The 13,756-nt window shown below is 60.4% G+C and carries 19 protein-coding genes and 2 pseudogenes; 7 read left to right on the plus strand and 14 right to left on the minus strand.

Features of this window, described 5'->3' with window-relative positions:
* Positions 1 to 67 precede the first annotated feature (67 nt).
* Positions 68 to 505, plus strand: coding sequence for a MarR family winged helix-turn-helix transcriptional regulator (locus tag ACXADQ_RS08270; protein ID WP_475318592.1), 438 nt, complete (start codon positions 68 to 70; stop codon positions 503 to 505).
* Between the two features lie 7 nt (positions 506 to 512).
* On the opposite strand, the pseudogene ACXADQ_RS08275 reads toward ACXADQ_RS08270, so the two are convergent.
* From ACXADQ_RS08275 to ACXADQ_RS08335, 13 genes and pseudogenes are all read right to left on the minus strand, one after another.
* Positions 513 to 1,323 (minus strand): annotated as a pseudogene (locus tag ACXADQ_RS08275) (division plane positioning ATPase MipZ).
* Between the two features lie 199 nt (positions 1,324 to 1,522).
* Positions 1,523 to 1,744, minus strand: coding sequence for a 50S ribosomal protein L31 (gene rpmE / locus ACXADQ_RS08280; protein ID WP_475318599.1), 222 nt, complete (start codon positions 1,742 to 1,744; stop codon positions 1,523 to 1,525).
* Between the two features lie 11 nt (positions 1,745 to 1,755).
* Positions 1,756 to 2,139 carry a 50S ribosomal protein L19 gene (gene rplS / locus ACXADQ_RS08285; protein ID WP_475318603.1) on the minus strand — a complete coding sequence of 128 codons (384 nt, stop codon included), beginning with the start codon at positions 2,137 to 2,139 and terminating at the stop codon, positions 1,756 to 1,758.
* 260 nt (positions 2,140 to 2,399) lie between these two features.
* Positions 2,400 to 3,245: a tRNA (guanosine(37)-N1)-methyltransferase TrmD gene (trmD, locus tag ACXADQ_RS08290; protein ID WP_475318608.1), complete on the minus strand. Its 846-nt coding sequence runs from the start codon at positions 3,243 to 3,245 to the stop codon at positions 2,400 to 2,402.
* Between the two features lie 58 nt (positions 3,246 to 3,303).
* On the minus strand, positions 3,304 to 3,765 hold the full coding sequence (locus ACXADQ_RS08295; RefSeq protein ID WP_475318610.1) for a hypothetical protein: 462 nt from the start codon (positions 3,763 to 3,765) through the stop codon (positions 3,304 to 3,306).
* Positions 3,766 to 3,806: 41 nt separating this feature from the next.
* Positions 3,807 to 4,325, minus strand: coding sequence for a ribosome maturation factor RimM (gene rimM / locus ACXADQ_RS08300; protein WP_475318615.1), 519 nt, complete (start codon positions 4,323 to 4,325; stop codon positions 3,807 to 3,809).
* A gap of 136 nt (positions 4,326 to 4,461) precedes the next feature.
* Positions 4,462 to 4,839, minus strand: coding sequence for a 30S ribosomal protein S16 (gene rpsP / locus ACXADQ_RS08305; RefSeq protein ID WP_475318619.1), 378 nt, complete (start codon positions 4,837 to 4,839; stop codon positions 4,462 to 4,464).
* 68 nt (positions 4,840 to 4,907) lie between these two features.
* Positions 4,908 to 5,204, minus strand: coding sequence for a chorismate mutase (locus ACXADQ_RS08310; RefSeq protein WP_475318626.1), 297 nt, complete (start codon positions 5,202 to 5,204; stop codon positions 4,908 to 4,910).
* Entirely contained in the window at positions 5,197 to 5,799 is a 603-nt protein-coding gene (locus ACXADQ_RS08315; protein WP_475318631.1) for a GNAT family N-acetyltransferase, read from the minus strand. Before ACXADQ_RS08315 ends, ACXADQ_RS08310 begins: the two co-directional genes overlap by 8 nt.
* A complete protein-coding gene (locus ACXADQ_RS08320) occupies positions 5,799 to 6,353 on the minus strand; it encodes a GNAT family N-acetyltransferase (protein WP_475318635.1) in 555 nt (184 codons plus the stop codon). The genes ACXADQ_RS08315 and ACXADQ_RS08320 overlap by 1 nt, the downstream gene beginning before the upstream one ends.
* Positions 6,350 to 6,907, minus strand: a complete 558-nt coding sequence (locus ACXADQ_RS08325) for a GNAT family N-acetyltransferase (RefSeq protein ID WP_475318640.1) — start codon at positions 6,905 to 6,907, stop codon at positions 6,350 to 6,352. The genes ACXADQ_RS08320 and ACXADQ_RS08325 overlap by 4 nt, the downstream gene beginning before the upstream one ends.
* Before the next feature lie 3 nt (positions 6,908 to 6,910).
* Positions 6,911 to 8,440: a signal recognition particle protein gene (gene ffh / locus ACXADQ_RS08330; RefSeq protein WP_475318644.1), complete on the minus strand. Its 1,530-nt coding sequence runs from the start codon at positions 8,438 to 8,440 to the stop codon at positions 6,911 to 6,913.
* Positions 8,441 to 8,726: 286 nt separating this feature from the next.
* A complete protein-coding gene (locus tag ACXADQ_RS08335; protein WP_475318650.1) occupies positions 8,727 to 9,320 on the minus strand; it encodes an FMN-dependent NADH-azoreductase in 594 nt (197 codons plus the stop codon).
* 120 nt (positions 9,321 to 9,440) lie between these two features.
* Between ACXADQ_RS08335 and ACXADQ_RS08340 the strand changes: the two genes are divergently transcribed.
* Both ACXADQ_RS08340 and ACXADQ_RS08345 read left to right on the plus strand, forming a co-directional pair.
* The gene (locus tag ACXADQ_RS08340) at positions 9,441 to 10,316 is read left to right on the plus strand and encodes a LysR family transcriptional regulator (protein WP_475318654.1); all 876 of its coding nucleotides are present in this window, start codon (positions 9,441 to 9,443) and stop codon (positions 10,314 to 10,316) included.
* A gap of 1 nt (position 10,317) precedes the next feature.
* Positions 10,318 to 11,198, plus strand: a pseudogene (locus ACXADQ_RS08345) (DMT family transporter).
* Here the strand turns inward: ACXADQ_RS08345 and ACXADQ_RS08350 are convergent.
* The gene (locus ACXADQ_RS08350) at positions 11,195 to 11,527 is read right to left on the minus strand and encodes an ArsR/SmtB family transcription factor (RefSeq protein ID WP_475326053.1); all 333 of its coding nucleotides are present in this window, start codon (positions 11,525 to 11,527) and stop codon (positions 11,195 to 11,197) included. The pseudogene ACXADQ_RS08345 and the gene ACXADQ_RS08350 overlap by 4 nt on opposite strands.
* A 238-nt stretch (positions 11,528 to 11,765) precedes the next feature.
* Here ACXADQ_RS08350 and ACXADQ_RS08355 point away from each other — a divergent pair, with 238 nt between their 5' ends.
* From ACXADQ_RS08355 to ACXADQ_RS08370, 4 genes are all read left to right on the plus strand, one after another.
* Positions 11,766 to 12,095, plus strand: coding sequence for an AtpZ/AtpI family protein (locus tag ACXADQ_RS08355; RefSeq protein ID WP_475318658.1), 330 nt, complete (start codon positions 11,766 to 11,768; stop codon positions 12,093 to 12,095).
* A 2-nt stretch (positions 12,096 to 12,097) separates the two neighbouring features.
* A complete protein-coding gene (locus ACXADQ_RS08360) occupies positions 12,098 to 12,856 on the plus strand; it encodes a F0F1 ATP synthase subunit A (RefSeq protein WP_475318665.1) in 759 nt (252 codons plus the stop codon).
* Between the two features lie 53 nt (positions 12,857 to 12,909).
* The gene (locus ACXADQ_RS08365) at positions 12,910 to 13,134 is read left to right on the plus strand and encodes a F0F1 ATP synthase subunit C (protein ID WP_136340256.1); all 225 of its coding nucleotides are present in this window, start codon (positions 12,910 to 12,912) and stop codon (positions 13,132 to 13,134) included.
* 80 nt (positions 13,135 to 13,214) lie between these two features.
* Entirely contained in the window at positions 13,215 to 13,754 is a 540-nt protein-coding gene (locus ACXADQ_RS08370) for a F0F1 ATP synthase subunit B' (protein WP_475318676.1), read from the plus strand.
* Positions 13,755 to 13,756 lie beyond the last annotated feature (2 nt).

Raw genomic sequence — 13,756 nt, forward strand, 5'->3', positions numbered from 1 at the left:
GCGCGTCTCCTCTATAGTTGCAGAGTTAATGGTTGATTTTGTAACTAACAACGGTCAGAAATGGGAAATGATAGAAAATGATAAGTTCCCGCTACAACAATTCCTACCCTACTTGCTGAACCAGGCCGCCGAGGAAAGCAGCCTGGAGTTTCAGAAGGCCTATAAGGACCGATACGGCATGTTGCGGACGGAATGGCGGGTGCTGTTCCATCTGGGTATTTACGGACGGATGACGGCCAAGGATATCGGCCAACGGTCAAAGATGCACAAAACCAAGATCAGCCGCGCCGTGCACCGTTTGGCGCAGCGGCGGTATCTGACACGCACACAGGATGAAAGTGACCGGCGGCTCGAGCATCTGGATCTGACGCCCGCCGGTCGCGCGGCCTATCTGGATCTGCGCGAGATCGCGGTGCAGTACGATACCAAGCTGTCCTCGATTCTGACCAAAGAGGAAAACGAGGTATTGCGTCGCGCGCTGACCAAGCTGGCCCGGATGGACTGATCCGGGATCAGAAATTCACCTCGACATCCGGCAGGTCCAGCGCCTTGATCAGGTCACGCAGCTCTTGTCGGGCGGCGACGTTCGAGATGTTCAATTGTTTCACCCCGATGTCGCGCAGGTCCAACAGGGTCAGACCGCGTGGGAACAGTTCGCGGAAGATCACCCGCTCGTGAAAGCCGGGGACAACGCGGAAACCGATACGCTTGGCCAAAGCCTCCAGCGCCTTTTCCATCTTTTCCTTGTTCACCATCTGCTGTGCCCCCAAGCGGTTGCGCAACACGACCCAATCGATGGGCTTCAATCCGGCTTGCGCGCGCAGTTGTCGCGCGTTCCAGACCATCTCGGAATAGACCGAGGGGCCCTGAATCTTGCGCCCTTCGTTATCTACGTGGGCCAGCAGGTCGAAATCTACAAAACTGTCATTCAGGGGGGTGATCAGCGTGTCTGCCAGCGAGTGCGCCACCTGGCTGAGCCGGGTGTGCGAGCCAGGGCAATCGATCAGAATGAAGTCGTTATTCGGCTCGACCGCAGCAATGGCCTTGGACAAACGGTGGTCGTAAGGGTTCTCACCAGGTTTGAGCTGCTCTTGGTCCACCGGGGGCAGATCATGATAGGTAGGGCTGGGCAGATCCAGCCCGGCATCGGCCAGAAAGCTGTGGCGATTTTCTGACATAGCGGGCAAAGGTTTTCTGACGCAGGTCCAGATCCAGCACGGCGACATTCTTGCCCATCCGCGCCAACGCGGTGGCCACATGCATCGAGACGGTGGATTTCCCGGCTCCGCCCTTTTCGTTCCCGACGACGATAATATGCGCCATACGACCCTATCCCGCTATACTTGCCTTGTTTCGACCCAGTGCCCACAGGATATTGTGGTCTGCGCCGTTTTTCAAAGCATTGTTACCCTTTTGGAGGCCATCCATCGCATCTGTGGCGCGATTTTGGAAGAGGCGACGGCCCGAAAACAGAAAACCCCGCCAAAGGGCGGGGTTTCCGGAAATGCGCATGGGGTCAGACTTAGAAGCCCAGACCAGCGTATTTGTTTTTGAACTTCGACACACGGCCGCCTGCGTCCATCAGACGCGAGGTGCCACCGGTCCAGGCGGGGTGCGCGCTGGGGTCGATGTCCAGGGCCAGCTGGTCGCCTTCGGCGCCCCAGGTGGAACGCATGGTGACAACGGTGCCGTCGGTCATTTTCACTTCGATGAAGTGGTAGTCGGGGTGGATGCCTTCTTTCATCGATCCGTTCCTTATGCTTCGGCGCCAGCTTTGGGCTTGTAGTTGGTGACTTCTGCGATACGGGCCGATTTACCACGGCGGGTGCGCAGGTAGTACAGTTTAGCGCGGCGGACGCGACCACGGCGAACAACGGTGATGCTGTCGATGTTGGTCGAGAACAGGGGGAACACACGTTCCACGCCTTCACCAAAAGAAATCTTGCGAACGGTGAACGAACCGGCGATGCCGTTGCCGTTTTTACGGCTGATGCAGACACCTTCGTAGTCCTGCACACGGGTACGCGAGCCTTCGGTCACTTTATAGCCGACGCGAATGGTGTCGCCAGCTTTGAAATCGGGGATGGATTTCCCCAGGTCGGCGATTTGTTCCGCCTCGAGTTGTGCGATCAGATCCATCGCTTTGCTCCTAACTATGCTTGCGGTTTTTCCGCAAAGGTCTGTGACATCCTCAGAGCTCTTGGTCTTCGTCCGGGTCCGCCGCAGCGCCCGCCAGAGTGTTCAGGTCGTCTTTATTTGAAACTGTCCGGGATCGTGCAAGGCGGGCGAAGCAGCCACCGAAATACCAAACAGGCCCGCAGGCCAATTCCGACCGCGAACGGGCGGTGTATAGGGGGGGATGGCCAATGGATCAAGGGGTTTTGGCTCAATCGCGCCAGTTATTCCTGTCCCTTATTGCGCTGGTAGGCCGCCCACATGTCTGGGCGCCGTTCGCGGGTAATCTCTTCGGCCATCTTCTGGCGCCATTCGGCAATTTTGCCGTGGTGGCCGGACATCAGGATCTCGGGGATGTCGCGCCCCATCCATTCGGCGGGGCGCGTATATTGCGGATGTTCCAGCAACCCGTTGGAGTGGCTTTCATCCTCGATGCTGTCGGCATTGCCCAGAACCGAGGGCAGCAGTCGCACCGTGGCGTCGATCATGGCCTGGGCGGCGATCTCGCCCCCGGTCATGACGAAATCGCCCAACGAGACCTCCATGATCCCATAGTGGTCCAGCACCCGCTGGTCCACGCCCTCGAACCGACCGCACAGCATCGTGACACCGTCGCATTGCGACCAGGCCCGCGCCATTTTCTGATCAAAACGCCGTCCGCGCGGGGACAGGTAAACCAAAGGGCAGCGCCCGCGCGCATTTTGCAAGGTCTCCTCGATCGCGTTGCCCAGAACATCAGGGCGCAGAACCATCCCGGCGCCCCCTCCGGCGGGTGTGTCGTCGACATTGCGATGTTTGCCCACGCCAAAATCGCGCAGATCGGTGGTTTCCAGCTGCCATTTGCCCTCTTTCAGGGCCTTGCCGGTCAGACTTTCGCCCAGCACACCAGGGAAGGCCTGCGGGAACAGCGTGATGATCCGCGCGGTCCAGATCCCGGCCAGAGGTGCGTTTTCCGCCATCAGGTCTTGCGGCTTGGCGCTGGCCCGGATGGATTTGCGGCCATGCGATTTGTTGCCGTGCGATTTGCCGCCATGCGACAGCGAGCCATGCGATTTGGGTGTCTGAGTCATGGCGTGGGTCTAGCGCGTTCCGGGCGCAACCGCAAAGGGCAGAATGCGTGAAGTCGATTCAGTCCTGTCCGGCGGAATCCTTGTCTTCGGAGGTCAGACGCACCAATTCGCTCAGGGCTTCGTCTAGAAGGGCCTCGGTTTCGGCCCGTTCCGGTGTCCAGCGATACCGCCAGATGCCAAGGCCAACCGCGCCGACCGCCAATAGCAGAGTGCCCCAAATCGGTACCCCAATCGGGCCGGTCAGCAGCGCGATACCGCGCCCCAAACCAAACAATCCGGCGGTCAGGCCAGCGTGCAGGGTTAGGGTGAAAATAAGGGTCACGATCAGCGTCGCGGGATCATCCGGCAGCGGGCGGGTTTTCAGGATCAGCGCACTAAACAGCGCCGCAAAAACCAGCACTGCCGCCCAAGGCGCGGCGCTGGCCCCGGCCAGAATCGGCGCGGCATAGAGCGGCACAGCATATAGCAGAATGCCCGAAGCGGAGTATTTCTCAAAAGCCATACCAGGACGGTAGCACACAGGCACCCATCCCACCGAATGACAAACCCTGTCATGGGGGATTACTCGGGAAACAGCCCCTCGGGCGGATCAGCGACAATACGGCCAGCGGTCAGATCAACGGTGGGCACCGCCGCGCGGGTAAAGGGCAAAAGCACCGTCGCGCTAAGGCCCGCGCCATGGATCTCTAGCAGATCGCCCGCTCCGTGATTTTGCACGGCTTTGACCTTGCCCAGCAGCGTGCCACCCGTATCGAATACCGAGAGTCCGATCAGGTCCGTGTGGTAAAACTCGTCATCCGGCAAGGACGGCAGGCGCGAGCGTGGCACATACAGACGAACGCCTTTCAACGCGTCGGCCTGTTCCTTGGTCTGAACCGAGGACAAGCGCACGGCCAGCCCGTTCTTGATCGGTTGCAAAACGCCCACGTCAAAGGATTGGCTGCCATCTTCGGTGGTCAGAGGGTTGTAGGCCTCGATCGCTTCGGGATCCGCGGTGAAACTTTTCAGGCGTACCTCGCCGCGCACGCCATAGGCGCCCGAAATCGAGGCCACACAGATCAGGTCGTCCGGTTCGCTCATGGTCTGGATCCTTTGGCGGTTTGGCAGCAGGTTTACAGGCTTGGGCAAGGGGGGGCAATCACTCGGCTGGCGCGCAACGCAAAAAGGGCGCCGCAATGCGACGCCCTTTCGTTCAGATCGCCGAAGCGCGTCTGACTTATTCTTCAGCAGTTGCTTCTTCAGCTGCTTCGGCAGCTTCAGCAGCCTTGGCGGCTTTCTCTTCTGCGCGGTCTTTGGCTTTCTGGCCGGGCTCGGCCTTTTTCATGTTGGCGCGCTCTTTTTTCTCGATGGTGCCGGCGGCTTCCAGGAAACGCGACACACGGTCGGTGGGCTGAGCGCCCTGGTCCAGCCAGTACTGAACGCGTTCCATGTTCAGCTTGACGCGCTCTTCGCTGTCTTTGGGCAGCAGCGGGTTGTAGGTGCCCAGTTTTTCGATGAAACGACCGTCGCGCGGCATGCGGCTGTCAGCAGCAACAACGCGGTAGAAGGGGCGTTTTTTCGAGCCACCACGGGCCAGACGGATTTTCATTGCCATTGTTCAGTTCTCCTTAAGATGGCGGGTGCCGGTATCGGACCGGCGTGTCCTTGGGTTAGGGGCCAGGATCATTCCTGGTGTTTTTTGTGGTGCTGAATGACTTCAGCGATGATGAAGTTCAGAAACTTCTTGGCGAAATCGGGATCCAGATCGGCCCGGTTTGCCAAATCTTCCAGCCGCGCGATTTGCGTGGCTTCGCGATCAGGGTCCGAAGGCGGCAGGTCATGGCTGGCCTTCAGTTTGCCGACCGCTTGGGTGTGCTTGAACCGCTCGCCCAGGGTGTAGACGAGGATCGCATCCAGACGGTCGATGCTTTCGCGGTGTTCCTTCAGGATTTCCGCGGCGCGGGTCACGGCGTCAGTCAATGGGCATCCCTTTCGGTTTGAACAGAGGGTCGGCGTAGTTGGCGATTTCCATCTCGATCCCGTGGGCCAGCTGGCTGCCGGCCAATTGATCGGGCGCGGGGTGGCGATAGACGATGTCATGGCCGTCCACGGTGGCGGCGGACTTGTCGCGCTGGGCACCCAGACGTTCGGCCAGCCGGATCGAATCCAGGTTCTTGGGGTCCACGTAGGACACGGCCGTTTCCCAACCCATCTGCGTGTACAGATGGTTGCGCACAGCGTGCGTGGCCTCCAGCGCATAGCCCTTTCCCGCAGTTTCGGGCCAGATGATCCAGGCCAGCTCGGCCTCGGGCCATTTGGCGGGTTGCCAGCCACCGGCCATGCCCAGCGGTTTGTCGGTGACCTTGTCGTGGATCATCCACATGCCAAAACCACGGATCTGCCAGTGGCCGATTTCGGCGGCATACAGCATCCAGGTTTCATAGTCGTTCAGCGGCCCACCCATGAAACGGGCGCGATAGCTGGTGAAGGTCGACTTGAAGTTCGGGTAATCCTCGGGCTCGGGGCCGCGCAGGACCAAGCGCTGAGTTTCAATGACAGGGATCGTAACAGGCATCACGCGGCTCCCTTGTTTGACGTGGGCAGCACATCTGCCGGGGGCAAATGCCGCCAGATTTCCATCGCGCCGAAATTCGGATGCTCGTAGTCGCGCTCCTTCGAGGCACCCAAGCGTCGGGCCACGGCCTGACTGGCAGCGTTGGCCGGGTCAATCAGGCTGATGGCCGTATCCCAGCCCAGGGTTTCATAGGCATGGGCGCGCAGGCACAGCGCCGCCTCGGTCGCATAGCCATTGCCTTGGGCTGCGGGCAGCAGGGTCCATCCGATTTCACGCTCGGGCCAGCCTTCGGGGAACCACAGGCCGACACGGCCCAGATAGTCGCCGGTGTCCTTGTGATCGACGGCCCAATAGCCATAGCCACGGAACATCCAATGCCCCATGATCGTCGCCTGCTGGCGCCAAATCTGATCGGGGCGCAGCGGGCCACCGACAAAGCGCGAGGCCTCGGAGTCGTAAAATCCGAACTCGGCGCGAAAATCCTCTTCGCGCGGGGCGCGCAGGATCAGGCGGTCGGTTTCCAGGGTGGGGATGGTGACGGTCAGCAAGGTCATGCGTATGCCTCCACCGATCCGTCCGCGTCCAGATCTGCCGGGCCGGGATGGCGGTACAGCAGGTCCTCGCCCATGTGGACGTTCTGGTATTTACGTTCGAACGTGGCGCCCAGCCGTTCGGCCAGCGCGATCGAACGCTCATTGCCCGGCACGATATTCGAGGTCAGCGTGGCAAAGCCCAGCCCATCAGGGGCATAGGCCCATTCGCGGGCGCGCAGGGCGGCTTCATAGGCGATGCCCTTGCCCTCGAAACCGGCAAAGACGACCCAACCCAGCTCAGGCTCGGGCCAGCCATGCGGGTTCCAGATGCCGGTGATGCCGGCCGCGCGACCCGAGGCTTTTTCCTCGATGGTCATGTAGCCATAGCCATGCAGATGCCAGTGCCCGATGTTCAGCGCGAACCAGCGCCACGCGTCCGAGCGGTTGTCATAGGCGCCAAAGCCCTTGGCCCGGTCCAGATCGCACAGGAAATCCATCAACGGTTCCGCGTCTTCATGACACGGACCGCGCAGGATCAGGCGATCGGTTTCCAGGATGGGGGCGTTGGTCAGCATGGGTTACTTCTTTTTGCCGAAACCGCTGAGGCCGGGGGGCAGCGCGCCGCCACCCAGACCGGGTAGGCCGCCGGGCAATCCACCGGGCAGACCTTTGCCGCCGCCCAATGCTTTGGCGGCTTGTTCCAGCGCCTTGGGGTCCATCTGGCTGGGATCCATGCCGCCCATATCGGGCATCCCGCCCTTGCCCATCATGCCTTTCATGGCCTGTTTGAGCATGCCGCCTTTGCCCATCTTGCCCATTTTCTTCATCATGTCGGCCATCTGGCGCTGCATCTTCAGCAGCTTGTTCAACTCGCTGACTTCCATACCCGCACCGGCGGCGATGCGTTTCTTGCGGCTGGCCTGCAGGATCTGAGGGTTGGCGCGCTCTTTCTTGGTCATCGACTGGATCAGGGCGATCTGGCGCTTCAGCACCTTGTCATCCATGCCCGCGGCCTGAGCCTGCTTGGCCATTTTGCCCATGCCCGGCATCATGCCCATGATGCCCTCCATGCCGCCCATTTTCAGCATCTGCTCCAGCTGCATTTTCAGGTCGTTCATGTTGAACTGACCCTTCTTGAAGCGGCGCATCATGCGTTCGGCTTGCTCGGCCTCGATGGTTTCCTGAGCCTTCTCGACCAGGGCCACGATGTCGCCCATGCCCAGAATCCGACCAGCGATCCGGTCAGGCTCAAAGGTTTCCAGGGCGTCCATTTTCTCGCCCAGACCGACGAAACGGATGGGCTTGCCGGTCACGGCGCGCATCGACAGGGCCGCACCGCCGCGTCCGTCACCATCCATCCGGGTCAGGACAACGCCGCTGATGCCGATCTTGGCGTCGAATTCCTCGGCAACCTCGACGGCGACCTGACCGGTCAGGCCATCGACCACCAGCAGAGTCTCGCGCGGGTTGACGGCGTCGCGGACGTCCTCGACCTCTTGCATCAGAGTTTCGTCGATTTGCAGACGGCCCGCAGTGTCCAGCATATAGACGTCATAGCCGCCCAAGCTGGCCTGAGTCTTGGCGCGTTTGGCGATCTGCACGGCGCTTTCGCCAGCCACGATCGGCAAGGTGTCCACACCGATCTGCGTGCCCAGAACCTGCAACTGCTGCATCGCGGCGGGGCGGTAGATGTCGAGCGAGGCCATCAGGACCCGCTTGCCCTCTTTTTCCTTCAGGCGTTTGGCCAGCTTCCCGGTGGTCGTGGTCTTACCCGAGCCTTGCAAACCGACCATCAGGATCGGTGCGGGCGGGTTATCAACCTTCAGCGCGCCTGCGTCTTCTTCGCCGCGCAGCACGTCGACCAGCGCGTCATGTACGATCTTCACGACCTGCTGGCCGGGGGTCACAGATTTGGTAACGGCCTGACCGGTGGCCTGTTCCTGGACTTTCTTGACGAAATCACGGGCAACGGGCAGCGAAACGTCGGCCTCCAGCAGGGCCACACGGACCTCGCGCAGGGCGGTTTTGACGTCATCCTCGGACAGAGCGCCCTGTTTGGTCAGGCGGTCGAAAACACCACCAAGGCGTTCGGATAGATTTTCGAACATGAGGGATGGCCCTCCTTTCGTTATATACCGGTTGCCCACAAGGTAGGTGCGCGCCGCGTCGATCACAATTCCAAAGGCCAATGCGCGAAAGCCTCCGTGGGCGCAACGCGCTGACGGAGGGCGATCCCGGGCATGGCCCATGGGACCGGAAGACCAAGACTCTTCCGGAAGTTGCCCGCGTTTAAACTGGCGGGCCGCTAAAAGTCAATAGGCGCAGGGGAAAGAGAGCAAAACAAGGGCAAAGCGTGCTGGTCGTGACCCGTACAGGCCCGACCAGCACAATGTATTAGGCGGCCAGCTTGGCGATATCTTCGTTGGCGGCCTTGATCGAGGCTTCGGGGTCGACAGCGCCCTGATCTGCGGCGACGAATTGCACGTCGGTAATACCAAAGAAGCCCAGCATGTGCTGCACATAGCCAGAGGCAAAGTCGATCTCGGACCCAAGGCGCGTTCCGCCCGACGAATAGGCGACAATCGCGCGGGTGCCGTCGACCAGGCCGACGGGGCCGTTTTCGGTGTACTTAAAGGTCTCGCCGGCGCGGGCCATCTGGTCCAGCCAGGATTTCAGTTGCGCGGGCAGGGTGAAGTTGTAGATCGGCATCCCGATCACCAGCACATCGGCCTCTTTGATCTCGGCGATCAGCGTGTCGGACAGATCGGCGATTTCGGCCTGTGCAGGGCTGCGCTGATCGGCAGGGGTGTTGACGGCCACCAGCCAGTCAAAATCCGCCGCAGCAACGGGGTTGGCACCCAGATCGCGGGTTTTGATCGTGGCGTCTGCATGGGCGGCGGTCAGGCGGGCGATGATCTGGTCGGTCAGCTGACGCGAGATCGAACCTTCGGTTTTGATGCTGGAGTCGATGCGCAAAATCTTGGTCATGGTCATATTCCTGTGAATGGGTTGTTTCTGTCTGGATCAGATGTATCTTCTGCGCATGAGATAACAATTCGCCCATTTTCAACACTTCATGTGAATGGGCGCACATGTTGGGATTTACACATGGACAATTGGGACGAAATTCGCACCGCCTATCAAGTTGCCCGCATGGGCACGGTCAGCGGGGCAGCGGGCGTGTTGGGCGTGCACCATGCCACCGTTATCCGTCATATTGATGCGCTCGAGGATCAGCTGGGCGTGAAATTGTTCCAACGCCACGCGCGCGGATATACGCCAACCGAGGCCGGTCAGGATCTGTTGCGCGTCGCACAGGGCGCGGATGATCAGTTCAGCCAGCTGGCCGGGCGTATCAAGGGGCGCGGGCAGGATGTGTCGGGCGAGCTGGTGATCACCTCTTTGTCGGCTTTGGTGCCCATGTTGGTTCCGATCCTGTCAGATTTCCAGAAAGCCTATCCCGACGTGATTGTCCGTTTCCTGACCGGAACGCGGTTGTTCCGGCTTGAATATGGCGAGGCCCACGTGGCCATTCGCGCCGGCAATGCGCCCCAAGATCCTGACAACGTTGTGCAACCGATGCTGCGACAAAGGGTCGGGCTGTATGCCTCGCAGGACTATGTCGACCGGTTGGGGATGCCCGAAACCGAGCAAGACCTGAAAGCCCACCGTTTCGTTGGGTCCGACAATCGGGATACGCGCGCGCCCTTTTATCAATGGATGTGGGAGACAATCCCCGAGGAAAACATCGCGTTCCGCTCGTCCGATATCTATGCCACGGCCGAGGCTACGCAACACGGCGTGGGGATTGGGTTTCTGGCAAAATGGCAGGCCGAGCAGAACCCGAACCTGGTCGAGATCGTCGCGCCTCGCCAGGAGTGGGAAAGCCCCTTGTGGTTGGTGACGCATATGGCGCTGCACCGGACCACCAAGGTTCAGGCTCTGCTGAACTTCCTGAAGGATCGCAGCAAAGATTGGGTCTAAGATGAACCAGGCTCTGCGCGGACATGCGGCGATGCTGCTGTTTTCGGCTTTGGTCGCGGGATCCTTTTCGCTGGGCGTCTTGGCGGCGCCCCATGTCGCGCCGACCGTTCTGAACGCCTTGCGCTTTATGATCGCGGCCACCGTCGTCGGCATCGCTGCCTTTGCCACAACCGGCGTGCCACGGTCGGCCCTGCGGGCGCCGTGGCGCTATTTCCTGCTGAGCGGCATCTTTGCGGCCTATTTTGTGCTGATGTTCGAGGGGCTGAAAACCGCCGCACCCGTTTCCGCAGCCGCCGTGTTCACTTTGACGCCGATCATGTCGGCCTTTGCGGGGTATTTTCTGCTGCGCCAGATCACGACGCGCTGGATGGCCGCGGCGCTTGCCATCGGTGGGGTCGGGGCCGTCTGGGTGATCTTTCGCGCTGATCTGAATGCACTGCTGGCCTTTCAGGTCGGCAAGGGCGAGGCGATCTATTTTCTCGGCTGCATTGCCCACGCGATCTATACGCCTCTGGTGCGCAAGCTGAACCGGGGGAATTCGCGGTGGTCTTTACCTTTGGGATGCTGGTCGCAGGAGGCATCGTGGTCACGTTGTGGGGTTGGCGCGATTTTCTGGTGACGGATTGGGCTGCCTTGCCGGGGATCGTTTGGATCACCCTGCTGTATGTGGCGATCTTTGCCAGTGCGATCACCTTTGTGTTGCTGCAATACGCGTCGCTGCGGCTGCCTTCGGCCAAGGTGATGGCCTATACCTATCTGACGCCCAGCTGGGTATTGGTCTGGGAAATTGCGCTGGGCCATGGCGCGCCGACGCCTTTGGTGTTGCTGGGCGTGGGGCTGAGCGTGCTGGCGTTGCTGATGTTGCTGAAGGGCGATCGCTAGTCGGTCTGCTCGTTCAGCTCGGTTTCCAGAAAGCGTTCAAAGGCGTCCAGGTTCACGGCCTCGAACTGACCAAAGCTTTGCATCCAGATGCTGGCCTCGCGCAAGGCGTCGGGTTCCAGCTTGCACCATTTTACGCGGCCGCGCTTTTCCTGACTGATCAGTCCCGCATTGGCCAGGATGGTCAGGTGCTTGGAAATGGCGGCCAGGGACATCTCGAACGGGTCGGCCACATCGGTGACGGCCATGTCGTCCTCGAGCAACATAGACAGGATCTGCCGCCGCGTGGGATCGCCCAGAGCGGCAAAGACGGTATCGAGGGAGGCGGCCAGTGTCATGCTCTCTGCGTTACCCGCGCAAAATCCGAAGTTCAACCAATTCGTTGAATATGGGAAATGGGCTATGTGGGCGCTAACGGCCCGGATTGATGGCCAGAATGTCGCGCCCGGCGACTCGGTGTATTGTTATTTATCAAGGGCTTAGGTGGGTGTGGCCGGCGCGTTTTGCATGCTTAACTCAGGGCGTGCTGCACCGTAGCACAGGGCCAACCGTCCAAAGGGGGTTTTGCGCGTGACCGATCCCGACCAGAAACGCGATCTAGAGCGTCTGGAAGCCCGGATCGAGGCTGTGAAAGCAGCCCAGTCTCCGAAACCCCGCGCGGACGAACACTATTCCCTGGCCAATCAGGCCTGGCGGATGGTGATCGAGTTAGTCGCCGGTCTTGGGATTGGCTTTGGCATAGGATACGGGCTGGACAGCCTGCTCGGGACCATCCCGATCTTCCTTGTCATATTTACATTGTTGGGCCTAGCGGCGGGGATCCAGACGATGATCCGTACGTCGAAAGAGCTCCAGGAACAGACATTGGCCGATGAGGCCGAGAAGGACGAGAGGACATAGACGTGGCAAGCGAAGCACATGGCGCGGAAGAAGGCGGTCTGGTTTTCCACCCGATGGATCAGTTCATCGTTAAGCCCCTGTTTGGTGGCGATGCGATTCACTGGTACACCATCACCAACGTGACCCTGTGGATGGCCCTGGCGGTTGTCGCAGTGATCGCGATGATGGTTCTGGGCACCTCGCGCCGCGCAACCGTGCCCTCGCGCAGCCAGTCGATTGGCGAGCTGGCCTATGTCTTCGTCTACAAGATGGTTGAAGATGTCGCCGGTAAGGATGCCGTCAAGTTCTTCCCCTACATCATGACCCTGTTCATGTTCATCGTCTTCGCCAACTTCCTGGGTCTGATCCCCATGAGCTTTACCACCACCTCGCACTTTGCTGTGACCGTGGTTCTGGCCCTGCTGGTGTTCGTCACCGTGACCGTCACCGGTTTCGTGAAAAACGGCATGGGCTTCCTGGGCCTGTTCTGGGTGAGCTCGGCGCCGCTGCCGCTGCGCCCGATCCTGGCAATTATCGAACTGATCTCGTACTTCGTGCGCCCCGTCAGCCACTCCATTCGTTTGGCTGGTAACGTGATGGCTGGCCACGCCGTGATCAAGGTTTTCGCGGGCTTCGCAGCCATTGCTGCTGTTAGCCCCGTGTCGGTGGTCGCAATCACCGCCATGTATGGCCTCGAGGTCCTGGTGGCCTTCATCCAGGCCTACGTGTTCACAATTCTGACCTGTGTGTACCTGAAGGACGCTCTGCATCCGTCGCACTAAGGTCCGACCCTAAACCCTACTTATTCAAGCTTCCAATCGTAAGGAGATACATCATGGAAGGTGATCTGGCACACATCGGCGCAGGCCTGGCAGCAATCGGTTCGGGCGCAGCAGCAATCGGTGTTGGCAACGTTGCAGGTAACTACCTGGCAGGCGCTCTGCGCAACCCTTCGGCAGCTGCTTCGCAGACTGCAACCCTGTTCATCGGCATCGCATTCGCAGAAGCCCTGGGGATCTTCTCGTTCCTGGTCGCTCTGCTGCTGATGTTCGCCGTCTAATCCGAACGGAACACATCCTTACGGCCGGGTGGGCGCAGCGCGCCTGCCCGGTGTAACCGGAAGTTCCCAAGGAGGACGCAATGGCGAGCAATACGCACGACGCCGCAGGTCAAGCCGCTGAGGCCGCCGCACCCGGCATGCCGCAGCTGGACTTTTCGAACTGGGGCAACCAGATTTTCTGGCTTCTGGTCACGCTGGTCGTGATCTACTTCGTCCTGTCGCGCATCGCGCTGCCCCGCATCGCTGCGGTTCTGGCCGAGCGTCAGGGGACAATTACGAACGATATCGCCGCAGCTGAAGAGCTGAAGGCGAAAGCGGTCGAAGCAGAAGAGGCTTACAACAAAGCGCTGGCTGATGCCCGTGCCGAAGCCCAACGCATCGTCGCTGAAACCAAGGCCGAAATTCAGGCCGATCTGGACGCAGCCACCGCCAAGGCGGATGCCGAGATCGCCGAGAAAGTGGCCGAGGGTGAGAAAGTCATCGCCGAGATCCGCGCGAATGCCCTGGAAAGCGTCAAAGACGTGGCCAAGGACACCACCGCCGAGATCATCGCTGCCCTGGGCAGTGAGGCAGACGCGAAAACCGTAGACGCAGCCGTGGCTGCTCGTATGAAAGGGTAAGG

The sequence above is a fragment of the Thalassovita sp. ABM4_323 genome (genome assembly GCF_056158665.1).

Coding starts and splice junctions, on each gene's coding strand:
- rpmE (WP_475318599.1), bottom strand. CDS start 1,744: ATGAAAGAAGGCATCCACCCCGACTACCACTTCATCGAAGTGAAAATG.
- ACXADQ_RS08365 (WP_136340256.1), top strand. CDS start 12,910: ATGGAAGGTGATCTGGCACACATCGGCGCAGGCCTGGCAGCAATCGGT.
- trmD (WP_475318608.1), bottom strand. CDS start 3,245: ATGACTCAGACACCCAAATCGCATGGCTCGCTGTCGCATGGCGGCAAA.
- ACXADQ_RS08370 (WP_475318676.1), top strand. CDS start 13,215: ATGGCGAGCAATACGCACGACGCCGCAGGTCAAGCCGCTGAGGCCGCC.
- rplS (WP_475318603.1), bottom strand. CDS start 2,139: ATGGATCTGATCGCACAACTCGAGGCGGAACAAATCGCCGACCTGGGG.
- ACXADQ_RS08335 (WP_475318650.1), bottom strand. CDS start 9,320: ATGACCAAGATTTTGCGCATCGACTCCAGCATCAAAACCGAAGGTTCG.
- rpsP (WP_475318619.1), bottom strand. CDS start 4,839: ATGGCAATGAAAATCCGTCTGGCCCGTGGTGGCTCGAAAAAACGCCCC.
- ACXADQ_RS08340 (WP_475318654.1), top strand. CDS start 9,441: ATGGACAATTGGGACGAAATTCGCACCGCCTATCAAGTTGCCCGCATG.
- rimM (WP_475318615.1), bottom strand. CDS start 4,325: ATGAGCGAACCGGACGACCTGATCTGTGTGGCCTCGATTTCGGGCGCC.
- ffh (WP_475318644.1), bottom strand. CDS start 8,440: ATGTTCGAAAATCTATCCGAACGCCTTGGTGGTGTTTTCGACCGCCTG.
- ACXADQ_RS08315 (WP_475318631.1), bottom strand. CDS start 5,799: ATGCCTGTTACGATCCCTGTCATTGAAACTCAGCGCTTGGTCCTGCGC.
- ACXADQ_RS08325 (WP_475318640.1), bottom strand. CDS start 6,907: ATGCTGACCAACGCCCCCATCCTGGAAACCGATCGCCTGATCCTGCGC.
- ACXADQ_RS08320 (WP_475318635.1), bottom strand. CDS start 6,353: ATGACCTTGCTGACCGTCACCATCCCCACCCTGGAAACCGACCGCCTG.
- ACXADQ_RS08270 (WP_475318592.1), top strand. CDS start 68: ATGATAGAAAATGATAAGTTCCCGCTACAACAATTCCTACCCTACTTG.